Here is a 14,736-nt window from a genome sequence, read left to right as displayed (position 1 = left end):
CATTGTGGGGAATGGGTTTGCGCCGCGCCCCGCCGCGCAACCGCCCCCTGCAGGAGCCCTGCCCTCAGGGCGATAACAGCCGTGTCGCCGGCACAACCGACGTTACCGCCCAGAGCGCCGACCCATCGCCACGAAATGCGGATTCTCGAAGCCGGGTTTGCCGTAGTGCAGCGTGCTGCCGTGCACATCCTCGATGCGCCCGCCGGCGGCGGCGAGGATGGCGTGGCCGGCGGCGATGTCCCATTCCATCGTCCTCCCCAGCCGCGGGTAGAGGTCGGCCTCGCCAGCGGCGATCAGACAGAGCTTGAGCGAGGAGCCGGCGCTGCGCAGCTCGGCGACGTGGCGGCCGGCGAGGAAGGCGTCGAGCGCGGCGGGGTCGGCGTGCGAACGGCTGGCGACGACGGTGAGGCCTTGCGCGGGCGGCGGGCGGCAGGCGATCGGGCGGCGCGCGCCGGCCTCCTCGACGAAGGCGCCCAGGCCTGCGGCGCCGGCGAAGAGCCGGTCGATCGCCGGCGCGAGCACCACGCCGAGCACCGCCCGGCCCGCCTCCACCAGCGCGACATTGACGGTGAATTCGCCGTTGCGGCCGATGAACTCGCGCGTGCCGTCGAGCGGATCGACGAGCCAGAAGCGCGGGCCGGTCTGCACCGCGTCGCCCGCTGCCACCGCCTCCTCGGCGATTACCGGCACGCCCGGCAGCAGGGACTGCAGCGCAGGGACGATCAGCGCTTCGGCGCGCGCATCGGCCTCGGTCACCGGCGAGGCGTCGTCCTTGCTGCGCACCTCGAAGTCGGTGCGGTAGACCGCCATCACCAGCTCGCCGGCGGCGCGGACGATGAGGATGACGGAATCGAGGAGATGTTTTAGTTCGTCGGGGTGCATGTCGTTGGGTAGGGGCGGTGTCGATGGTACGAACGCCGTGGATCGCCCTGAGGGCAGGGCTCTACGGTACCTGCGATGGGGCCCGGGGGGTGTAGGAGCGCAGCCCTCTGCGCGATCAACGGCGGTGGTGCCCGCGGTAACGGCGGCTATCGCCCTGAGGGCAGGGCTCCTGCGGTGCCTGCGAACGACGCGGGTGGTGTAGGAGCGCAGCCCTCTGCGCGATGACGGCGTCTGTGCCGCGATAACGGCGGCCATCGCCCTGAGGGCAGGGCTCCTGCGGTGGGGCTCGATCATACATCGCGCGCCACTTGCTCCACCCGCGGCGTCGGGCCGCCCGCCCAGGTGAGCTGCCAGGCGCTCCCCCGCCGCACGTTGTTCACCAGCGCCGGCCGGAAGCACGCGAGGTTGGTGCCGCCGGCGCGGCGCACGCTGGGGTAGATCACACCCAGCGAACCGCCGCCGAGCAGCTCGAGGGCGAGGCGTTGCGAGGCGACGTAGCTGCGCGCGTCGAGGCAGTCGGCGAACGCGGGGGCCTCGCGCAGATCGTGGAAGCCGGCGCTGAAGTCGGCGAGCAGGGCCTGGTAGCGGACGCTGTCGTCGAAGCGGTCGATTTCCTGGTACTCGACCGTCTTGTGGAAGACGATCTCGGCGAGCGCGGTGTCTTCCTCGAAGGCGCAGTACCAGGCACCACGCTCGCCGTCGTTGAAGCGGCTGCCTTCGGGGCGCGGGTAGCAGAAGGCGGCGTTGATCATGCGGAAGTTGGGCACGCCGAAGACGAGCTCGTCGATGCCGATGCCGGCGAGCCGGCCCTGTTCGCCGAGCAGGCGGGCGTTGGTGGCGTTGTCGAGCTCGAAGAGTTCGCGCAGGTGGGCGTCGTCCTCGGCCAGCGGCGCGAGCACCGAGTCTTCCTGGTCGGCGAAGCGCGAGGGGATGAGGCGGACGGTGTCGATGCGGCGCAGCGCGGTGACCGGCGGCAGGCGCATCCTCACAAGCCTCCGCGACGGGCGTCGAGCAGCTTGCGCACCGTCTGCATCGCCAGCAGCCCGCCGCCCAGCATGTAGGCGAGCGGCGTGCGCCCGCCGAAGATGAGGTTGCGGTTGGGCAGGCTCACCCATTCGTCGGCGAGCTCGTCGCCGTAGAGGATGTGGAGCGCCTTGTAGATGCCGAGCAGGTAGGAGATGCGGGTGATGCGATCGACCTCGAGCACGCGATCCGGGTGCTTCTTCCATTCGTAGAAGGCGCTGCTGGAGAGCCCGCCGAGGAGCTCGCGCGCGTCCTCGTCGCGCAGCTTCCAGGCCTGGGCGAGTCGGAAGAAGCCTTTCAGGGCCGAGCGGGAGAGGCGCTCGCGCTCGGCGCGGACGTTGAGGTCGATCGGGACGGTGGGCTCGAAGCGGCTCTGGGGGTAGGCGTAGGCGAGGTTGGACATGGGGATACTCCTTTAACGGTTATTGTATGCTCCGTTTCCGGATATACAAGCACGATGGACGCCTGACTCCGCTGCCGCCAGAGCCCTGCCCTCAGGGCGATAGCCGCCGTTGTCGCGGGCACGAGCGCCGTTATCGCGCAGGGGGCTGCGCTCCTACACAGGGGCGGCGGACGGTGTTGCCAGGGGCATGGCGGTGGCCGAAGGGAGGGCAATCATCGAAAGGGCGCGGGGGCGCGCATTACCGACCTACAACCACACCGCATCCCAGTGCGGATACTCCCCTACCCTGCTGACGATTCCGGCGTGCAGCGGGTTGGCGACGATGTAGCGCGCGGCCTGGCGCAGGTCCGCTTCGCGCCGCAGGGCGCGATCGTGGAAGCCGCGCTGCCACACCGGCCGGCCGATTTCGCGCGTGCTCAGCGATTTCACCGCGCGCACCACCAGCGATAGCTCCGCCGCGTCGCCGAGCGACATCAGCCAGTGCAGGTGATCGGGCATCAGCACGTAGGCGAGCGTGTCCGCCTGGCCGAGCGCCTGTGCGCGGATCAGCGCGCGAACGACGGCGCGGGCGCAGAGGATTTCATCGAAAAGGGGCACGCGGCCGTCGGTGACGGTGGTGATCAGATAGACCCGCCCGCGCTCCGACCAGCGCCCGCGACGCAGCGCGCTGGCGTGGGGACGGGTTGGCGTGGATGGGGGCCATGGCAGACGGGATCAGCGGGCGGGAGGGGTCAGGCGAGTGTATTGCAGGACAACGGGAAAATGCTAAAAGAATATCTCCCAATGTATTGGGCTCGATGGTGGTGTAGGAGCGCACCCCTGTGCGCGATGACGGCGGTGGTGCCCACGATGACGGCCGCTATCGCCCTGGGGGCGGGGGCTGCTACGGTGGCTTGGGCGGGGGATCTGCTAAACTCTTCGGCCCATTTCGGCTTGCCTGGGCGCGCCATGAACCCGAACCTCGACCGCCTCCATCCCTATCCCTTCGCCAAGCTGCGCGCGCTCTTCGAGGGCGTGGAGCCGCCGGCGGGGGTCAAGCCGATCCGGCTGTCGATCGGCGAGCCGCAGCACGCCACGCCGGGCTTCATCCGCCAGACCCTGGCGGACAACCTGGGCGGGCTGGCGAACTACCCGAACACGATCGGCTCGGACGCGCTGCGCGGCGCGATCGCGAACTGGCTGCACCGCCGCTACGAGCTGCCCAACGTGGATCCGGCGACCCAGATCCTGCCGGTGAATGGCTCGCGCGAGGCGCTGTTCGCCTTCGCCCAGTGCGTGATCGACCCCAGCCGGGCGACCCCCAAGGTGCTGGCGCCGAACCCCTTCTATCAGATCTACGAGGGCGCGGCCCTGCTCGCCGGCGCCGAGCCGGTGTTCCTCAACAACCTGCCGGAGAACGGCTTCGCCTCGGACTTCGCCTCGGTGCCCGATCACACCTGGCGCGAGGTGCAGCTGGTGTACGTGTGCTCGCCGGGCAACCCCACCGGGCGCGTGCTCTCGCTCGAGGAGTGGAAGGCGCTGTTCGCGCTCGCCGACCGCCATGACTTCGTGATCGCCGCCGACGAGTGCTACTCGGAGATCTACTTCGACGACGCCGACAAGCCGATCGGCGCGCTCGAGGCGGCCTGGCGGCTTGGGCGGGTCGATTTCCGCAACATCGTGATGTTCTCCAGCCTGTCGAAGCGCTCCAACGTGCCCGGCATGCGCTCGGGCTTCGTCGCCGGCGACGCGCGGATCCTGGAGAAATTCCTGCTCTACCGTACCTACCACGGCTGCGCGATGAACCCGGCGGTGCAGGCGGCCTCGGTGGCGGCGTGGAACGACGAAGAGCATGTCGCGGAGAACCGCCGCCTGTATCGCGACAAGTTCGCCAGAGTGACGCCGATGCTGACGCCCTGGCTGGAGACCGCGGTGCCCGACGCCGGCTTCTATCTGTGGGCGCGCACCCCGATCGCCGACACCGACTTCGCCCGCCGCCTGCTCGCTGAATATAATGTGACGGTTCTGCCGGGAAGCTACCTCGCGCGCGCGGTCGACGGCGTCAATCCGGGCGCCGGCTTCGTTCGCATCGCCCTGGTGGCCGACACGCACGAATGCGTCGAAGGCGCCGAGCGTATCGCGGCTTTCTGCAAGTCGCTCTGAAAACTTCCCGTTTCGATTCAAGGATCCCAGCTTCCATGCACGCCCTCCAAGCCATCATCGACGACGCCTTCGAGAACCGCGCCTCGCTCTCGCCCACCTCGGCCCCGGCCGAAATCCGCAACGCCGTCGAGGAGGTGATCGCCGGCCTCGACGCCGGCACGCTGCGCGTGGCCGAGAAGAAGGACGGCGAGTGGGTGGTGAATCAGTGGATCAAGAAGGCGGTGCTGGTCTCCTTCCGCCTGCGCGACAACGAGGTGCAAGCCGCCGGCGCGCTCAACTTCTTCGACAAGGTGCCGACCAAGTTCGGCGACTACACCGCCGAGCAGTTCGCCACGGGGGGCTTCCGCGTGGTGCCGCCGGCGGTGGCGCGCAAGGGCAGCTTCATCGGCAGGAACGTGGTGCTGATGCCTTCGTACGTGAACATCGGTGCCTATGTGGATGAGGGCACGATGGTCGACACCTGGGCCACCGTGGGCTCCTGCGCGCAGATCGGCAAGAACGTGCACCTGTCGGGCGGCGTCGGCATCGGCGGCGTGCTCGAGCCGGTGCAGGCCGGCCCGGTCATCATCGAGGACAACGTCTTCGTCGGCGCCCGCTCCGAGGTGGTGGAAGGCGTGATCATCGAGGAGAACGCGGTGCTGTCGATGGGCGTGTACATCGGCATGAGCACCAAGATCTACGATCGCGAGACCGGCGAGGTCAGCTACGGCCGCGTGCCCGCGGGCTCGGTGGTGGTGCCGGGCAGCCTGCCCTCGGCCGACGGCAAGTACAGCCTGTACTGCGCGGTGATCGTGAAGAAGGTCGACGCGCAGACGCGCGCCAAGACCGCGATCAACGACCTGCTGCGCGGCGCCTGAGCACGGAGATCCCTCGCATGGCATTGCTCGACAAGCTGTTCCAGTTGATGGCCGAGAAGAAGGCCTCGGACATCTACATCACCGCCGGCGCCCCGATCCAGATCAAGATCGAGGGCGAGACGCTGCCGATCAACCAGCAGGTGATGCTGCCGGCGGTGATCAAGCAGATGATCTACGAGTTGCTCAGCACCGAGCAGATCGCCCGCTTCGAGCGCGACAAGGAGCTCAACGTCTCGTTCGGCCGCAGCGAGTACGGCAACTTCCGCACCAACCTGTTCTGGCAGCGCGGCTCGATCGCCGCGGTGATCCGCTACATCCAGGGCGACATCCCCACCCTCGAGAGCCTCGCGCTACCGCCGGTGCTGTCCGAGGTGGTGATGGAGAAGCGTGGCCTGGTGCTGGTGGTGGGCGCGACCGGCTCGGGCAAGTCGACCACGCTCGCCTCGATGCTCGACCACCGCAGCAGTCACCGCTCGGGCCACATCCTCACCGTCGAGGATCCGGTCGAGTTCCTGTTCAAGCACCGCAAGTCGGTGGTGAACCAGCGCGAGGTCGGCATCGACACGCACAGCTGGCACGAGGCGCTGCGCAACGCGATGCGCCAGGCGCCCGACTGCATCCTGATCGGCGAGATCCGCGACCGCGAGACGATGGAGGCGGCGATGGCCTATTCGCAGACCGGCCACCTCTGCCTCGCCACCCTGCACGCGAACAACGCCTACCACGCGCTCAACCGCATCGTTAACTTCTTCCCGCTCGAGAACCGCCCCCTGCTCTATCTCGACCTCGCGGTGGCGCTCAAGTGCATCGTCTCCCAGCGCCTCGTGCGCAAGCCCGACGGCATGCGCACGCCGGCGGTCGAGATCCTGATGAACAGCCGCCATGTGGCCGATCTGATCGAGCGCGGCGAGCTCGGCGAGATCAAGGAGGCCATGGAGCAGAGCCTCACCCCGGGCTCGCGCACCTTCGAGCAGGACCTGGTGCGGCTGTACACCGAGGGCACGATCGACATCGAGGAGGCGATGGCCAACGCCGATTCGCCGAGCAACCTGTCCTGGCTGATCAACAACGCCAAGGCGGGCAAGGACGAGGAGCAGCTCGGGCAGCCGCCGTCGGGCGCACCTTCCTTCGAGTTCCAGCAGACCGCCGACGACGGCACCTCCTTCAGCGAGTTCGCACTCGACCTCGGCGAGACGCCCGAGCGCTAGGCCCCCATGCCCCACACCCACAATCGCACGCTCGCGCTCGCCCGCGAGCTGATCTCGCGCCCCTCGGTGACGCCGGACGACGCCGGCTGCCTCGAGCTGATCGCCCAGCGCCTGGCGCCGCTCGGCTTCGTCTTCGAGCGCATCGACACCGGCGGCGTCTGCAACCTGTGGGCGCGCCGCGGCACGGCCGCGCCGGTACTGTGCTTCGCCGGCCACACCGACGTCGTGCCCGCCGGCCCGCTCGAGCAGTGGGCGAGCCCGCCCTTCGAACCGACGATTCGCGACGGGCTGCTGTACGGCCGCGGAGCGGCGGACATGAAGTCCTCGCTCGCCGCCTTCGTCACCGCCATCGAGCGCTTCGTCGCCGAGCATCCCGACCATGCCGGCAGCATCGCGCTGCTGCTGACCTCGGACGAGGAAGGCATCGCCACCCATGGCACGGTGAAGGTGGTCGAGGCCCTGGCCGCGCGCGGCGAGCGGCTCGACTACTGCGTGGTCGGCGAGCCGACCTCGGTCGCCACCCTCGGCGACACGATCAAGAACGGCCGCCGCGGCTCGCTGTCGGGCACGCTGAGGGTGATCGGCCAGCAGGGCCACGTCGCCTACCCGCAACTGGCGCGCAACCCGATCCACGCCTTTGCCCCGGCGCTCGCCGAGCTGGCCGCCACCCACTGGGACGACGGCAACGAGTTCTTCCCGCCGACCACCTTCCAGGTGTCGAACATCCACGCCGGCACCGGCGCCAACAACGTCATTCCGGGCGAGTGCGAGGTGCTGTTCAACTTCCGCTTCGCCTCGGTGAGCTCCGCCGACGCGCTCAAGGCGGGTACCCACACGGTGCTCGACCGCCACGGCCTCGACTACCGCCTCGACTGGCACCTGTCGGGCAAGCCCTTCATCACCGGCCGCGGCCGACTGGTGGCGGCGCTGTCGGCGGCGATCCGCGACACGGTTGGCGTGGAAACCGAGCTGTCGACCACCGGTGGCACCTCCGACGGCCGCTTCATCGCCGACATCTGTGCCGAGGTGGTGGAGTTCGGACCGGTGAATGCGTCGATCCACAAGGTTAACGAGTGCGTCGCGCTCGAGGCGCTGGCGCCGCTGTCCGAAGTCTACGAGCGCACCCTGCGCGGCCTGCTGGTGGCCTGAGCCTTCCGGCAGCCTCCCCTTCCTGAAGCGCCCCTTTCGATCCGACACCAAGAGCCAGAGCCGATGAGCGAACACCAGCACCACGACGATCTGCAACACGAGGACCACGAACACGAGCACGGGCCGCTCGCCGAGCTGGTGACGGTGCGCGACTGGCTGCGCTACGCGGTCACCCGCTTCAACCGCGGCGGCATCTTCTGCGGGCATGGCGTCGCCGACACCTACGACGAGGCGGTGTGGCTGGTGCTCGGCACGCTGTCGCTGCCGCTCGACCGCCTCGAGCCCTTCCTCGACGCCTGCATCCCGTCGGACGAGCGCGAGGCGCTGTTCGACAACATCGAGCGCCGCGTCGAGCAACGCATCCCCACCGCCTACCTGCTCGGCGAGGCCTGGCTGGGCGACTTCCGCTTCAAGGTGGATCAGCGGGTGATCGTGCCGCGCTCCTTCTTCGCCGAGCTGCTCGAGGACGGCTTCTCGCCCTGGATCGACGAACCCGACGCGGTGGAGCGCGTGCTCGACATGTGCACCGGTTCGGGCTGCCTCGCCATCCTGATGGCGCACGCCTTCCCCAACGCGGCGGTGACCGCGGCCGACCTGTCGGACGATGCGCTCGCGCTCGCGCACGACAATGTCGCCGATTACGGCCTCGACGACCGCATCGAGCTGGTGAAGAGCGACGTCTTCTCGGCGCTCGAGGGCCGGCGCTTCGACTTCATCCTGAGCAACCCGCCCTACGTCACCGCCGAGGCGATGGACGCCCTGCCGCCGGAATACCTGCACGAGCCCCGCATGGCGCTGGCCTCGGGCGAGGACGGCCTCGACGTGGTGCGTCGCCTGCTCGCGGGCGCGGCCGACCATCTCAATCCCAGGGGCATTATCGCGGTGGAAATCGGGCATAATCGCTCGATCGTCGAGGCGGCGTTCCCGCACCTGCCCTTCACCTGGCTGTCCTGCCACGGCGGTGACGACATGGTCTTCATGCTGCGGCGGGAAGAGCTCTCCTGACCCGGATCGTCCGAGACGGATTGCGGATCCGCCCACCGCTTGCTTCGACGCAAGCGGCGCCCTTTCGAAACAGGAGGACGAAATAAATTGAGCAGCACACGCCCGATTCTGCTGGTGGAAGACAACCCCGACGACGAGACGCTCGCCCTGCGTGCCTTCGGGAAGAAGAAGATCCCCAACCCCGTGGTGGTGGCGCGCGACGGTGTCGACGCGATCGATTACCTGCTCTGCCGGGGTGCCTTCAGCGACCGCGATCCCAACGTGCTGCCCGCGGTGGTGCTGCTCGACCTGAAACTGCCGCGCATGGACGGGCTGGAGGTGCTGCGCCGCATCCGCGCCGATGCCCGCACCGCAGTGCTGCCGGTGGTGGTGCTCACCACCTCGGGCGAGACCCTCGACATCGAGCAGGCCTACCGCCTCGGCGCCAACAGCTACATCCGCAAGCCGGTCGACTTCGAGCGCTTCCTGCAGGCCGTCGGCCTGCTCGGCGAGTACTGGCTGGACCTCAACCAGTCGCTCGAGCCGCGCGCCGCCTGAGGCGCGCTAGGCGGCGGCTTCGAGCAGTCGGCGGATGTCGTCGGCAATGGTGGCCGGGGTGGTGAGCGGTGCGTAGCGCTTCACCACCCTGCCCGCACGGTCGACCAGGAACTTGGTGAAGTTCCATTTGATCGCCTCGGTGCCGAGTACGCCGGGTTCCGCCTCGCACAGGTGGCGAAAGAGCGGATGCGCCCCCTCGCCGTTGACCTCGACCTTCTCCGACAGCGGAAAACTCACGCCGTAGTTACGTTCGCAGAAGGCGGCGATCTCGTCCGCCCCACCCGGCTCCTGTGCGCCGAACTGGTTGCAGGGGAAGCCGATCACCGAGAAGCCCTCGCCCGCGAAGCGCCGCTGCAGATCCTCCAGCCCGGCGTACTGCGGGGTGAAACCGCATTTGCTTGCGGTGTTGACGATCAGCAGCACCTGGCCGCGAAAGGCGGACAAGGGCATCGCCGCGCCGTCGAGGGCGCGCGTTTCGAAGTCGAAGACGGTGGCGGGCATGGGGATCTCCTGGGTGGGGTTGCGGCGGTTCGCCGCCGTGCCGGCAATGCGCCCATTATCGCCCTGGGGGCAGGGCGATCAACCGCGTTCAGGCGACCTCGTCGATCCACGCCTGCTGGATGCCCTCGAGGATGCGCTCGCCGCAGTGCTTGGGATCGTCGTCGAACTCCGGCAGAGCGATGACCCAGCCCATCAGATCGACGAAGTTCACCTTCAGGGGATCGACATCGGGATGCGCGTCGGCGAGCTGGATCGCGATCTCCTGCACTTCGGTCCACTTCATCAGTGCTTTCCTTCCCTGGCCATGTTGATCGTGTAGCGCGGGATCTCCACCACGAGGGGCGCGGCGTCCACCAGCGCCTGGCAGGACAGACGCGACTGGGGCTCTAGGCCCCAGGCCTTGTCGAGCAGGTCTTCCTCTTCCTCGGTCGCTTCGCCGAGGGAGTCGAAGCCCTCGCGCACGATCACGTGGCAGGTGGTGCAGGCGCAGGACTTCTCGCAGGCGTGTTCGATGTCGATGCCGTTGGCGAGCAGGCTGTCGCATATCGAGGTGCCGCGCTCGGCCTCGATGACGGCGCCGTCGGGGCAGAGTTCGACGTGGGGGAGAACGATGATCTGGGTCATATTTCGAGTTCGTCTACCTTGTGGCCCGCGAGCGCGCCACGAATGCTGTTGTCCATGCGGCGGGCGGCGAAGTCGTCGGTGGCGCGCGCGAGCGCATCCAGCCCGGCCTTGATCGCGCGCCCGTCGCTGCCGGCGCGCGCCTTGCGCAGGGCCTCGATCGATTCGCGGATCGCCGCCACTTCTTCCGCCGAGAGCAGCGCGCCGTCCTTGTCGAGCGCCTGCTCGGTGGCTTCGATGCTGCGGTCGGCCTCGACCTGCTGCTCGCGCAGCGCGCGCAGCTCCTTGTCCTCGCCGGCGTGCTCGAAGCCGGCCTGCAGCATGCCGGCGATCTCGTCGTCGGAGAGGCCGTAGGACGGCTTGACCAGCACGCTCGCCTCCACGCCCGAGGCCATCTCGCGCGCCGACACCGACAGCAGACCGTCTGCGTCGACCTGGAAGGTGACGCGGATGCGGGCCGCGCCGGCGACCATCGGCGGGATGCCGCGCAGCTCGAAGCGTGCCAGCGAGCGGCAGTCGGAAACCAGCTCGCGCTCGCCCTGCACGACGTGGAAGGCCATCGCGGTCTGGCCGTCCTTGAAGGTGGTGAATTCCTGCGCACGCGCGATCGGCAGCGTGGCGTTGCGCGGCACGACCTTCTCGACCAGGCCGCCCATGGTCTCGAGGCCGAGCGAGAGCGGGATGACGTCGAGCAGCAGCCAGTCGTCTTCCGCCTTGCGGTTGCCGGCGAGCACGTTGGCCTGGGTCGCGGCGCCGAGCGCCACGACCTTGTCGGGGTCGAGGTTGGTGAGCGGCTCCTGGCCGAAGTACTCCGCCACCGCGCGCTGAATGTGCGGCATGCGGGTTGCGCCGCCGACCATCACCACGCCCTTGACGTCCTCCGGGCCGAGCCCGGCGTCGCGCAGCGCCTTGCGCACCGGCACCAGCGTCTTCTGCACCAGGTGGCGGGTGATTTCGGCGAACTGGTCGCGGGTGATGACGAGATCGACTTCCTCGCCGTTCGACAGCATGGCGTGGATCGGCGCCTCCTCGCTGGAGGTGAGCAGCTCCTTCGCCTCGCGCGCCTTCATGTGCAGGCGGCGCGCATCGGAGGCCGACGGCGGTTCGATGCTCGACTGGTCGAGCACCCAGCAGTAAAGGCGATGGTCGAAGTCGTCGCCGCCGAGAGCGGCGTCACCGTTGGTGGAGAGCACCTCGAAGACGCCGCGCGAGAGCTTGAGCACCGAGAGGTCGAAGGTGCCGCCGCCGAGGTCGTACACCGCATAGACGCCTTCGGCCGCGTTGTCGAGGCCGTAGGCCACCGCCGCCGCGGTGGGCTCGTTGAGCAGGCGCAGCACGTCGAGGCCGGCGAGCCGGGCAGCGTCCTTGGTCGCCTGGCGCTGGGCGTCGTCGAAGTAGGCCGGCACGGTGATCACCGCCCCCACCAGCGGGCCGCCGAGGCTGGCTTCGCCGCGCTGGCGCAGCACGCGCAGGATCTCGGCCGAGATCTCCACCGGGGTCTTGACACCCTGCACGGTACGCAGGCGCACCATGCCGCTGCTGTCCTCGAAATCGTAGGGCATCGTTTCGGCGTGGGCGACGTCCTTGAGCCCGCGGCCCATGAAGCGCTTGACCGACACGATGGTGTTCTTCGGATCGACCGCCTGGGTGCGCAGCGCGGCGAGGCCGACCTCGATGTCGCCTTCGGCGCCGTAGCGCACCACCGAGGGCAGCATGCTGCGCCCGGTTTCGTCGGCGAGGCAGACCGCGATGCCGTTGCGCACCGTGGCCACCAGCGAGTTGGTCGTTCCGAGGTCGATGCCCACCGCGAGCCGCTGCTTGTGCGGCTCGGCGGACATTCCGGGTTCAGCGATTTGCAGCAGGGCCATCAGCTATCCGTGCCTATGTGTGTCACTCTTCGAGCGCCTCGAGGGCCTCGTCGATATCGTGTTGAAGTCGTTCGACGAACATCAGCCGACGCACGGTGTCGGCAGCCGCCGCGTAATCGCGCGCCTCGTCGAGCTGGTGGGCGAGTCCGCCGAGCACCTCGCGCGCATGCTGGCGCAGGCGATGATGGAGCTGCTCGAGCTCGCCCATCTCGCCCGCCTCGCGCGCCTCCTCGACCGCCTCGCGCCACTCCATCTGCTCCATCAGGAACTCGGGCGACATCGCCGTATTGGTCTCCAGCCCGCTGTCGACGCCGGCGAGCTCGAGCAGGTACTGGGCGCGGCTGAGCGGCTTGCGCAGAGTGGCGAAGCCTTCGTTGACCCGCGTCGCCCACTGCATCGACATGCGCTTCTCGCTGTCCGGCAGGTGGGCGTAACGGTCGGGATGGACGCGCGACTGCAACTCGTGCCACGCCGCCTCGAGCGCCGCATCGTCGATGAAGAAGCGGCGCGGCAAGCCGAACAGCGCGAAATAGTCCTGGCTCAGGTCGACACTCATGTGCTTGCCGGGCCGCTCAGACGTTGAAGCTTTCGCCGCAACCGCACTGGTCCTTGACGTTCGGGTTGTTGAACTTGAACCCCTCGTTGAGCCCGTCCTTGACGAAGTCCAGCTCGGTCCCCTCGAGGTAGGCCAGGCTCTTCGGATCGATCACGACCTTGACGCCGTGACTCTCGAAGACCAGGTCCTCGGGCTGGGTCTCGTCTACGAACTCGAGCCTGTAGGCCATGCCGGAGCAGCCCGACGTGGTCACGCCGAGGCGAATACCGACACCCTTGCCGCGCTTGGTGATGAAGTTCGCCACGTGGCGGGCGGCGCTTTCTGACAGGGACACACCCATGATTCGACCTCCTGTCGCGTTCAGTCCTGATGCTTCTTCTTGTAGTCGGCCACGGCGGCCTTGATCGCGTCCTCGGCGAGGATCGAGCAGTGGATCTTCACCGGCGGCAGCGCGAGTTCCTCGGCGATGGCCGTGTTCTTGATCTCGAGCGCCTGATCGATCGTCTTGCCCTTGACCCACTCGGTGACGAGCGAGCTCGAGGCGATCGCCGAGCCGCAGCCGTAGGTCTTGAACTTCGCGTCCTCGATGACGCCGTCCTTGCCGACCTTGATCTGCAGCTTCATCACGTCGCCGCAGGCGGGCGCGCCCACCATGCCGGTGGCGATGCCGTCCTCTTCCTTGCCGAAGGAGCCGACGTTGCGCGGGTTCTCGTAATGGTCGAGCAGTTTTTCGCTGTAAGCCATGTGTTTTCTCTCCAGGGTTCTTTGTTTAGTGGGCCGCCCACTGCACGGTGTCGAGGTCGACGCCTTCCTGCACCATCTCCCACAGCGGGGAGAGTTCGCGCAGCTTGCCGATCTTCTTGTGCAGCAGATCGATCGTGTAGTCGATCTCTTCTTCGGTGGTGAAGCGGCCGATGCTGAAGCGGATCGAGCTGTGCGCGAGCTCGTCGTTGCGGCCGAGAGCGCGCAGGACGTAGGACGGCTCCAGGCTCGCCGAGGTGCAGGCCGAGCCGGACGACACCGCGATGTCCTTCACCGCCATGATCAGCGACTCGCCTTCGACGTAGGCGAAGGAGATGTTGAGGTTGTGCGGCACGCGCCGCTCGACGTCGCCATTGATGTAGGTCGCCTCGATGTCGGTGAGGCCGCTCAGCAGGCGGTCGCGCAGGCGGCGGATGCGCACGTTCTCCTCGGCCATCTCCTCGCGGGCGATGCGGAAGGACTCGCCCATGCCGACGATCTGGTGGGTGGGCAGCGTGCCCGAGCGCAGGCCGCGCTCATGGCCGCCGCCGTGCATCTGCGCCTCGAGGCGCACGCGCGGCTTGCGGCGCACGTAGAGCGCGCCCACGCCCTTGGGGCCGTAGGTCTTGTGCGCGCAGAAGCTCATCAGGTCGACCTGCAGCTTCGACAGGTCGATGTCGACCTTGCCGGTGGCCTGGGCCGCATCGACGTGGAAGACGATGCCCTTCTCGCGGCAGATCTCGCCGAGCTGCTCGATCGGCTGGATCACGCCGATCTCGTTGTTCACCAGCATCACCGACACCACGATGGTGTCCGGGCGCAGCGCGGCCTTGAACACCTCGAGGTCGATGAGGCCATTCTCCTGCACGTCGAGGTAGGTGGCGTCGAAGCCTTCGCGCTCGAGCTCGCGCACCGGGTCGATGACCGCCTTGTGCTCGGTCTTGACGGTGATGACGTGCTTGCCCTTCGACTTGTAGAAGTGCGCGGCGCCCTTGATCGCGAGGTTGTTCGACTCGGTCGCGCCCGAAGTCCAGATGATCTCCTTGGCGTCGGCGCCGACCAGCGCGGCGACCTGCTCGCGCGCCGACTCCACCGCCTGCTCGGCCTCCCAGCCATAGGCGTGCGAGCGACTCGCCGGGTTGCCGAACTTCTCGGTCAGCCAGGGGATCATCGCCGCCGCGACCCGCGGATCAACCGGGGTGGTGGCCGAGTAGTCGAGATAGATGGGGAACTTCAGCATTTT

General features: G+C 68.2%; 18 protein-coding genes. 6 read left to right on the top strand and 12 right to left on the bottom strand.

Going from position 1 to position 14,736, the window contains the following annotated elements; all coding sequences use genetic code 11:
* Positions 1–102: 102 nt before the first annotated feature.
* The 4 genes from cysQ to BB334_RS03815 all read right to left on the bottom strand — a co-directional run bounded on the left by cysQ (position 103) and on the right by BB334_RS03815 (position 2,971).
* Positions 103–882: a 3'(2'),5'-bisphosphate nucleotidase CysQ gene (cysQ, locus tag BB334_RS03830; RefSeq protein WP_068804582.1), complete on the bottom strand. Its 780-nt coding sequence runs from the start codon at positions 880–882 to the stop codon at positions 103–105.
* Between the two features lie 290 nt (positions 883–1,172).
* The gene (locus BB334_RS03825; protein WP_068804580.1) at positions 1,173–1,865 is read right to left on the bottom strand and encodes an RES family NAD+ phosphorylase; all 693 of its coding nucleotides are present in this window, start codon (positions 1,863–1,865) and stop codon (positions 1,173–1,175) included.
* A gap of 2 nt (positions 1,866–1,867) precedes the next feature.
* The gene (locus tag BB334_RS03820) at positions 1,868–2,308 is read right to left on the bottom strand and encodes an MbcA/ParS/Xre antitoxin family protein (protein WP_068804578.1); all 441 of its coding nucleotides are present in this window, start codon (positions 2,306–2,308) and stop codon (positions 1,868–1,870) included.
* Between the two features lie 246 nt (positions 2,309–2,554).
* Positions 2,555–2,971 carry an REP-associated tyrosine transposase gene (locus tag BB334_RS03815; protein ID WP_408646427.1) on the bottom strand — a complete coding sequence of 139 codons (417 nt, stop codon included), beginning with the start codon at positions 2,969–2,971 and terminating at the stop codon, positions 2,555–2,557.
* 285 nt (positions 2,972–3,256) lie between these two features.
* On the opposite strand from BB334_RS03815, the gene dapC reads away from it, so the two are divergent.
* The 6 genes from dapC (at position 3,257) to BB334_RS03785 (ending at position 9,206) form a co-directional block, all read left to right on the top strand.
* Positions 3,257–4,450, top strand: a complete 1,194-nt coding sequence (gene dapC / locus BB334_RS03810; protein WP_068804574.1) for a succinyldiaminopimelate transaminase — start codon at positions 3,257–3,259, stop codon at positions 4,448–4,450.
* A 35-nt stretch (positions 4,451–4,485) separates the two neighbouring features.
* Positions 4,486–5,307 carry a 2,3,4,5-tetrahydropyridine-2,6-dicarboxylate N-succinyltransferase gene (dapD, locus tag BB334_RS03805; protein ID WP_068804572.1) on the top strand — a complete coding sequence of 274 codons (822 nt, stop codon included), beginning with the start codon at positions 4,486–4,488 and terminating at the stop codon, positions 5,305–5,307.
* 17 nt (positions 5,308–5,324) lie between these two features.
* Positions 5,325–6,515, top strand: a complete 1,191-nt coding sequence (locus BB334_RS03800) for a PilT/PilU family type 4a pilus ATPase (RefSeq protein ID WP_068804570.1) — start codon at positions 5,325–5,327, stop codon at positions 6,513–6,515.
* 6 nt (positions 6,516–6,521) lie between these two features.
* Complete coding sequence (gene dapE, locus BB334_RS03795; RefSeq protein WP_068804568.1) at positions 6,522–7,664, top strand: succinyl-diaminopimelate desuccinylase; 1,143 nt, start codon at positions 6,522–6,524, stop codon at positions 7,662–7,664.
* A gap of 63 nt (positions 7,665–7,727) precedes the next feature.
* Positions 7,728–8,669: a 50S ribosomal protein L3 N(5)-glutamine methyltransferase gene (gene prmB, locus BB334_RS03790; protein ID WP_068804566.1), complete on the top strand. Its 942-nt coding sequence runs from the start codon at positions 7,728–7,730 to the stop codon at positions 8,667–8,669.
* 87 nt (positions 8,670–8,756) lie between these two features.
* Positions 8,757–9,206 carry a response regulator gene (locus BB334_RS03785; RefSeq protein WP_068804565.1) on the top strand — a complete coding sequence of 150 codons (450 nt, stop codon included), beginning with the start codon at positions 8,757–8,759 and terminating at the stop codon, positions 9,204–9,206.
* 6 nt (positions 9,207–9,212) lie between these two features.
* Here the strand turns inward: BB334_RS03785 and BB334_RS03780 are convergent, their stop codons facing one another.
* From BB334_RS03780 to BB334_RS03745, 8 genes are all read right to left on the bottom strand, one after another.
* Entirely contained in the window at positions 9,213–9,707 is a 495-nt protein-coding gene (locus tag BB334_RS03780) for a glutathione peroxidase (protein ID WP_068804562.1), read from the bottom strand.
* 88 nt (positions 9,708–9,795) lie between these two features.
* On the bottom strand, positions 9,796–9,990 hold the full coding sequence (gene iscX, locus BB334_RS03775; RefSeq protein WP_068804560.1) for a Fe-S cluster assembly protein IscX: 195 nt from the start codon (positions 9,988–9,990) through the stop codon (positions 9,796–9,798).
* The gene (gene fdx / locus BB334_RS03770) at positions 9,990–10,331 is read right to left on the bottom strand and encodes an ISC system 2Fe-2S type ferredoxin (protein ID WP_068804558.1); all 342 of its coding nucleotides are present in this window, start codon (positions 10,329–10,331) and stop codon (positions 9,990–9,992) included. The genes iscX and fdx overlap by 1 nt, the downstream gene beginning before the upstream one ends.
* A complete protein-coding gene (hscA, locus tag BB334_RS03765; protein WP_068804556.1) occupies positions 10,328–12,196 on the bottom strand; it encodes a Fe-S protein assembly chaperone HscA in 1,869 nt (622 codons plus the stop codon). Before hscA ends, fdx begins: the two co-directional genes overlap by 4 nt.
* A gap of 22 nt (positions 12,197–12,218) precedes the next feature.
* A complete protein-coding gene (gene hscB, locus BB334_RS03760; protein WP_068804553.1) occupies positions 12,219–12,752 on the bottom strand; it encodes a Fe-S protein assembly co-chaperone HscB in 534 nt (177 codons plus the stop codon).
* Positions 12,753–12,768: 16 nt separating this feature from the next.
* Entirely contained in the window at positions 12,769–13,092 is a 324-nt protein-coding gene (iscA, locus tag BB334_RS03755) for an iron-sulfur cluster assembly protein IscA (RefSeq protein ID WP_068804552.1), read from the bottom strand.
* A 20-nt stretch (positions 13,093–13,112) separates the two neighbouring features.
* A complete protein-coding gene (gene iscU, locus BB334_RS03750) occupies positions 13,113–13,496 on the bottom strand; it encodes a Fe-S cluster assembly scaffold IscU (protein WP_068804549.1) in 384 nt (127 codons plus the stop codon).
* Positions 13,497–13,521: 25 nt separating this feature from the next.
* Positions 13,522–14,733, bottom strand: a complete 1,212-nt coding sequence (locus BB334_RS03745) for an IscS subfamily cysteine desulfurase (RefSeq protein WP_068804548.1) — start codon at positions 14,731–14,733, stop codon at positions 13,522–13,524.
* Positions 14,734–14,736 lie beyond the last annotated feature (3 nt).

Source organism: Thauera phenolivorans (assembly GCF_001696715.1).
Classification (GTDB): domain Bacteria; phylum Pseudomonadota; class Gammaproteobacteria; order Burkholderiales; family Rhodocyclaceae; genus Thauera; species Thauera phenolivorans.
Note: the sequence above shows the minus strand (reverse complement) of the source record. Positions and strands in the feature narration are given on the sequence as shown.

Bases quoted from the DNA above. Each gene is read 5' to 3' on its own strand.
- BB334_RS03825 (WP_068804580.1), bottom strand. From the start codon at position 1,865: ATGCGCCTGCCGCCGGTCACCGCGCTGCGCCGCATCGACACCGTCCGC.
- iscX (WP_068804560.1), bottom strand. From the start codon at position 9,990: ATGAAGTGGACCGAAGTGCAGGAGATCGCGATCCAGCTCGCCGACGCG.
- BB334_RS03800 (WP_068804570.1), top strand. From the start codon at position 5,325: ATGGCATTGCTCGACAAGCTGTTCCAGTTGATGGCCGAGAAGAAGGCC.
- BB334_RS03820 (WP_068804578.1), bottom strand. From the start codon at position 2,308: ATGTCCAACCTCGCCTACGCCTACCCCCAGAGCCGCTTCGAGCCCACC.
- fdx (WP_068804558.1), bottom strand. From the start codon at position 10,331: ATGACCCAGATCATCGTTCTCCCCCACGTCGAACTCTGCCCCGACGGC.
- BB334_RS03780 (WP_068804562.1), bottom strand. From the start codon at position 9,707: ATGCCCGCCACCGTCTTCGACTTCGAAACGCGCGCCCTCGACGGCGCG.
- dapD (WP_068804572.1), top strand. From the start codon at position 4,486: ATGCACGCCCTCCAAGCCATCATCGACGACGCCTTCGAGAACCGCGCC.
- BB334_RS03745 (WP_068804548.1), bottom strand. From the start codon at position 14,733: ATGCTGAAGTTCCCCATCTATCTCGACTACTCGGCCACCACCCCGGTT.
- hscB (WP_068804553.1), bottom strand. From the start codon at position 12,752: ATGAGTGTCGACCTGAGCCAGGACTATTTCGCGCTGTTCGGCTTGCCG.
- iscA (WP_068804552.1), bottom strand. From the start codon at position 13,092: ATGGGTGTGTCCCTGTCAGAAAGCGCCGCCCGCCACGTGGCGAACTTC.
- cysQ (WP_068804582.1), bottom strand. From the start codon at position 882: ATGCACCCCGACGAACTAAAACATCTCCTCGATTCCGTCATCCTCATC.
- dapE (WP_068804568.1), top strand. From the start codon at position 6,522: ATGCCCCACACCCACAATCGCACGCTCGCGCTCGCCCGCGAGCTGATC.
- dapC (WP_068804574.1), top strand. From the start codon at position 3,257: ATGAACCCGAACCTCGACCGCCTCCATCCCTATCCCTTCGCCAAGCTG.
- prmB (WP_068804566.1), top strand. From the start codon at position 7,728: ATGAGCGAACACCAGCACCACGACGATCTGCAACACGAGGACCACGAA.
- iscU (WP_068804549.1), bottom strand. From the start codon at position 13,496: ATGGCTTACAGCGAAAAACTGCTCGACCATTACGAGAACCCGCGCAAC.
- hscA (WP_068804556.1), bottom strand. From the start codon at position 12,196: ATGGCCCTGCTGCAAATCGCTGAACCCGGAATGTCCGCCGAGCCGCAC.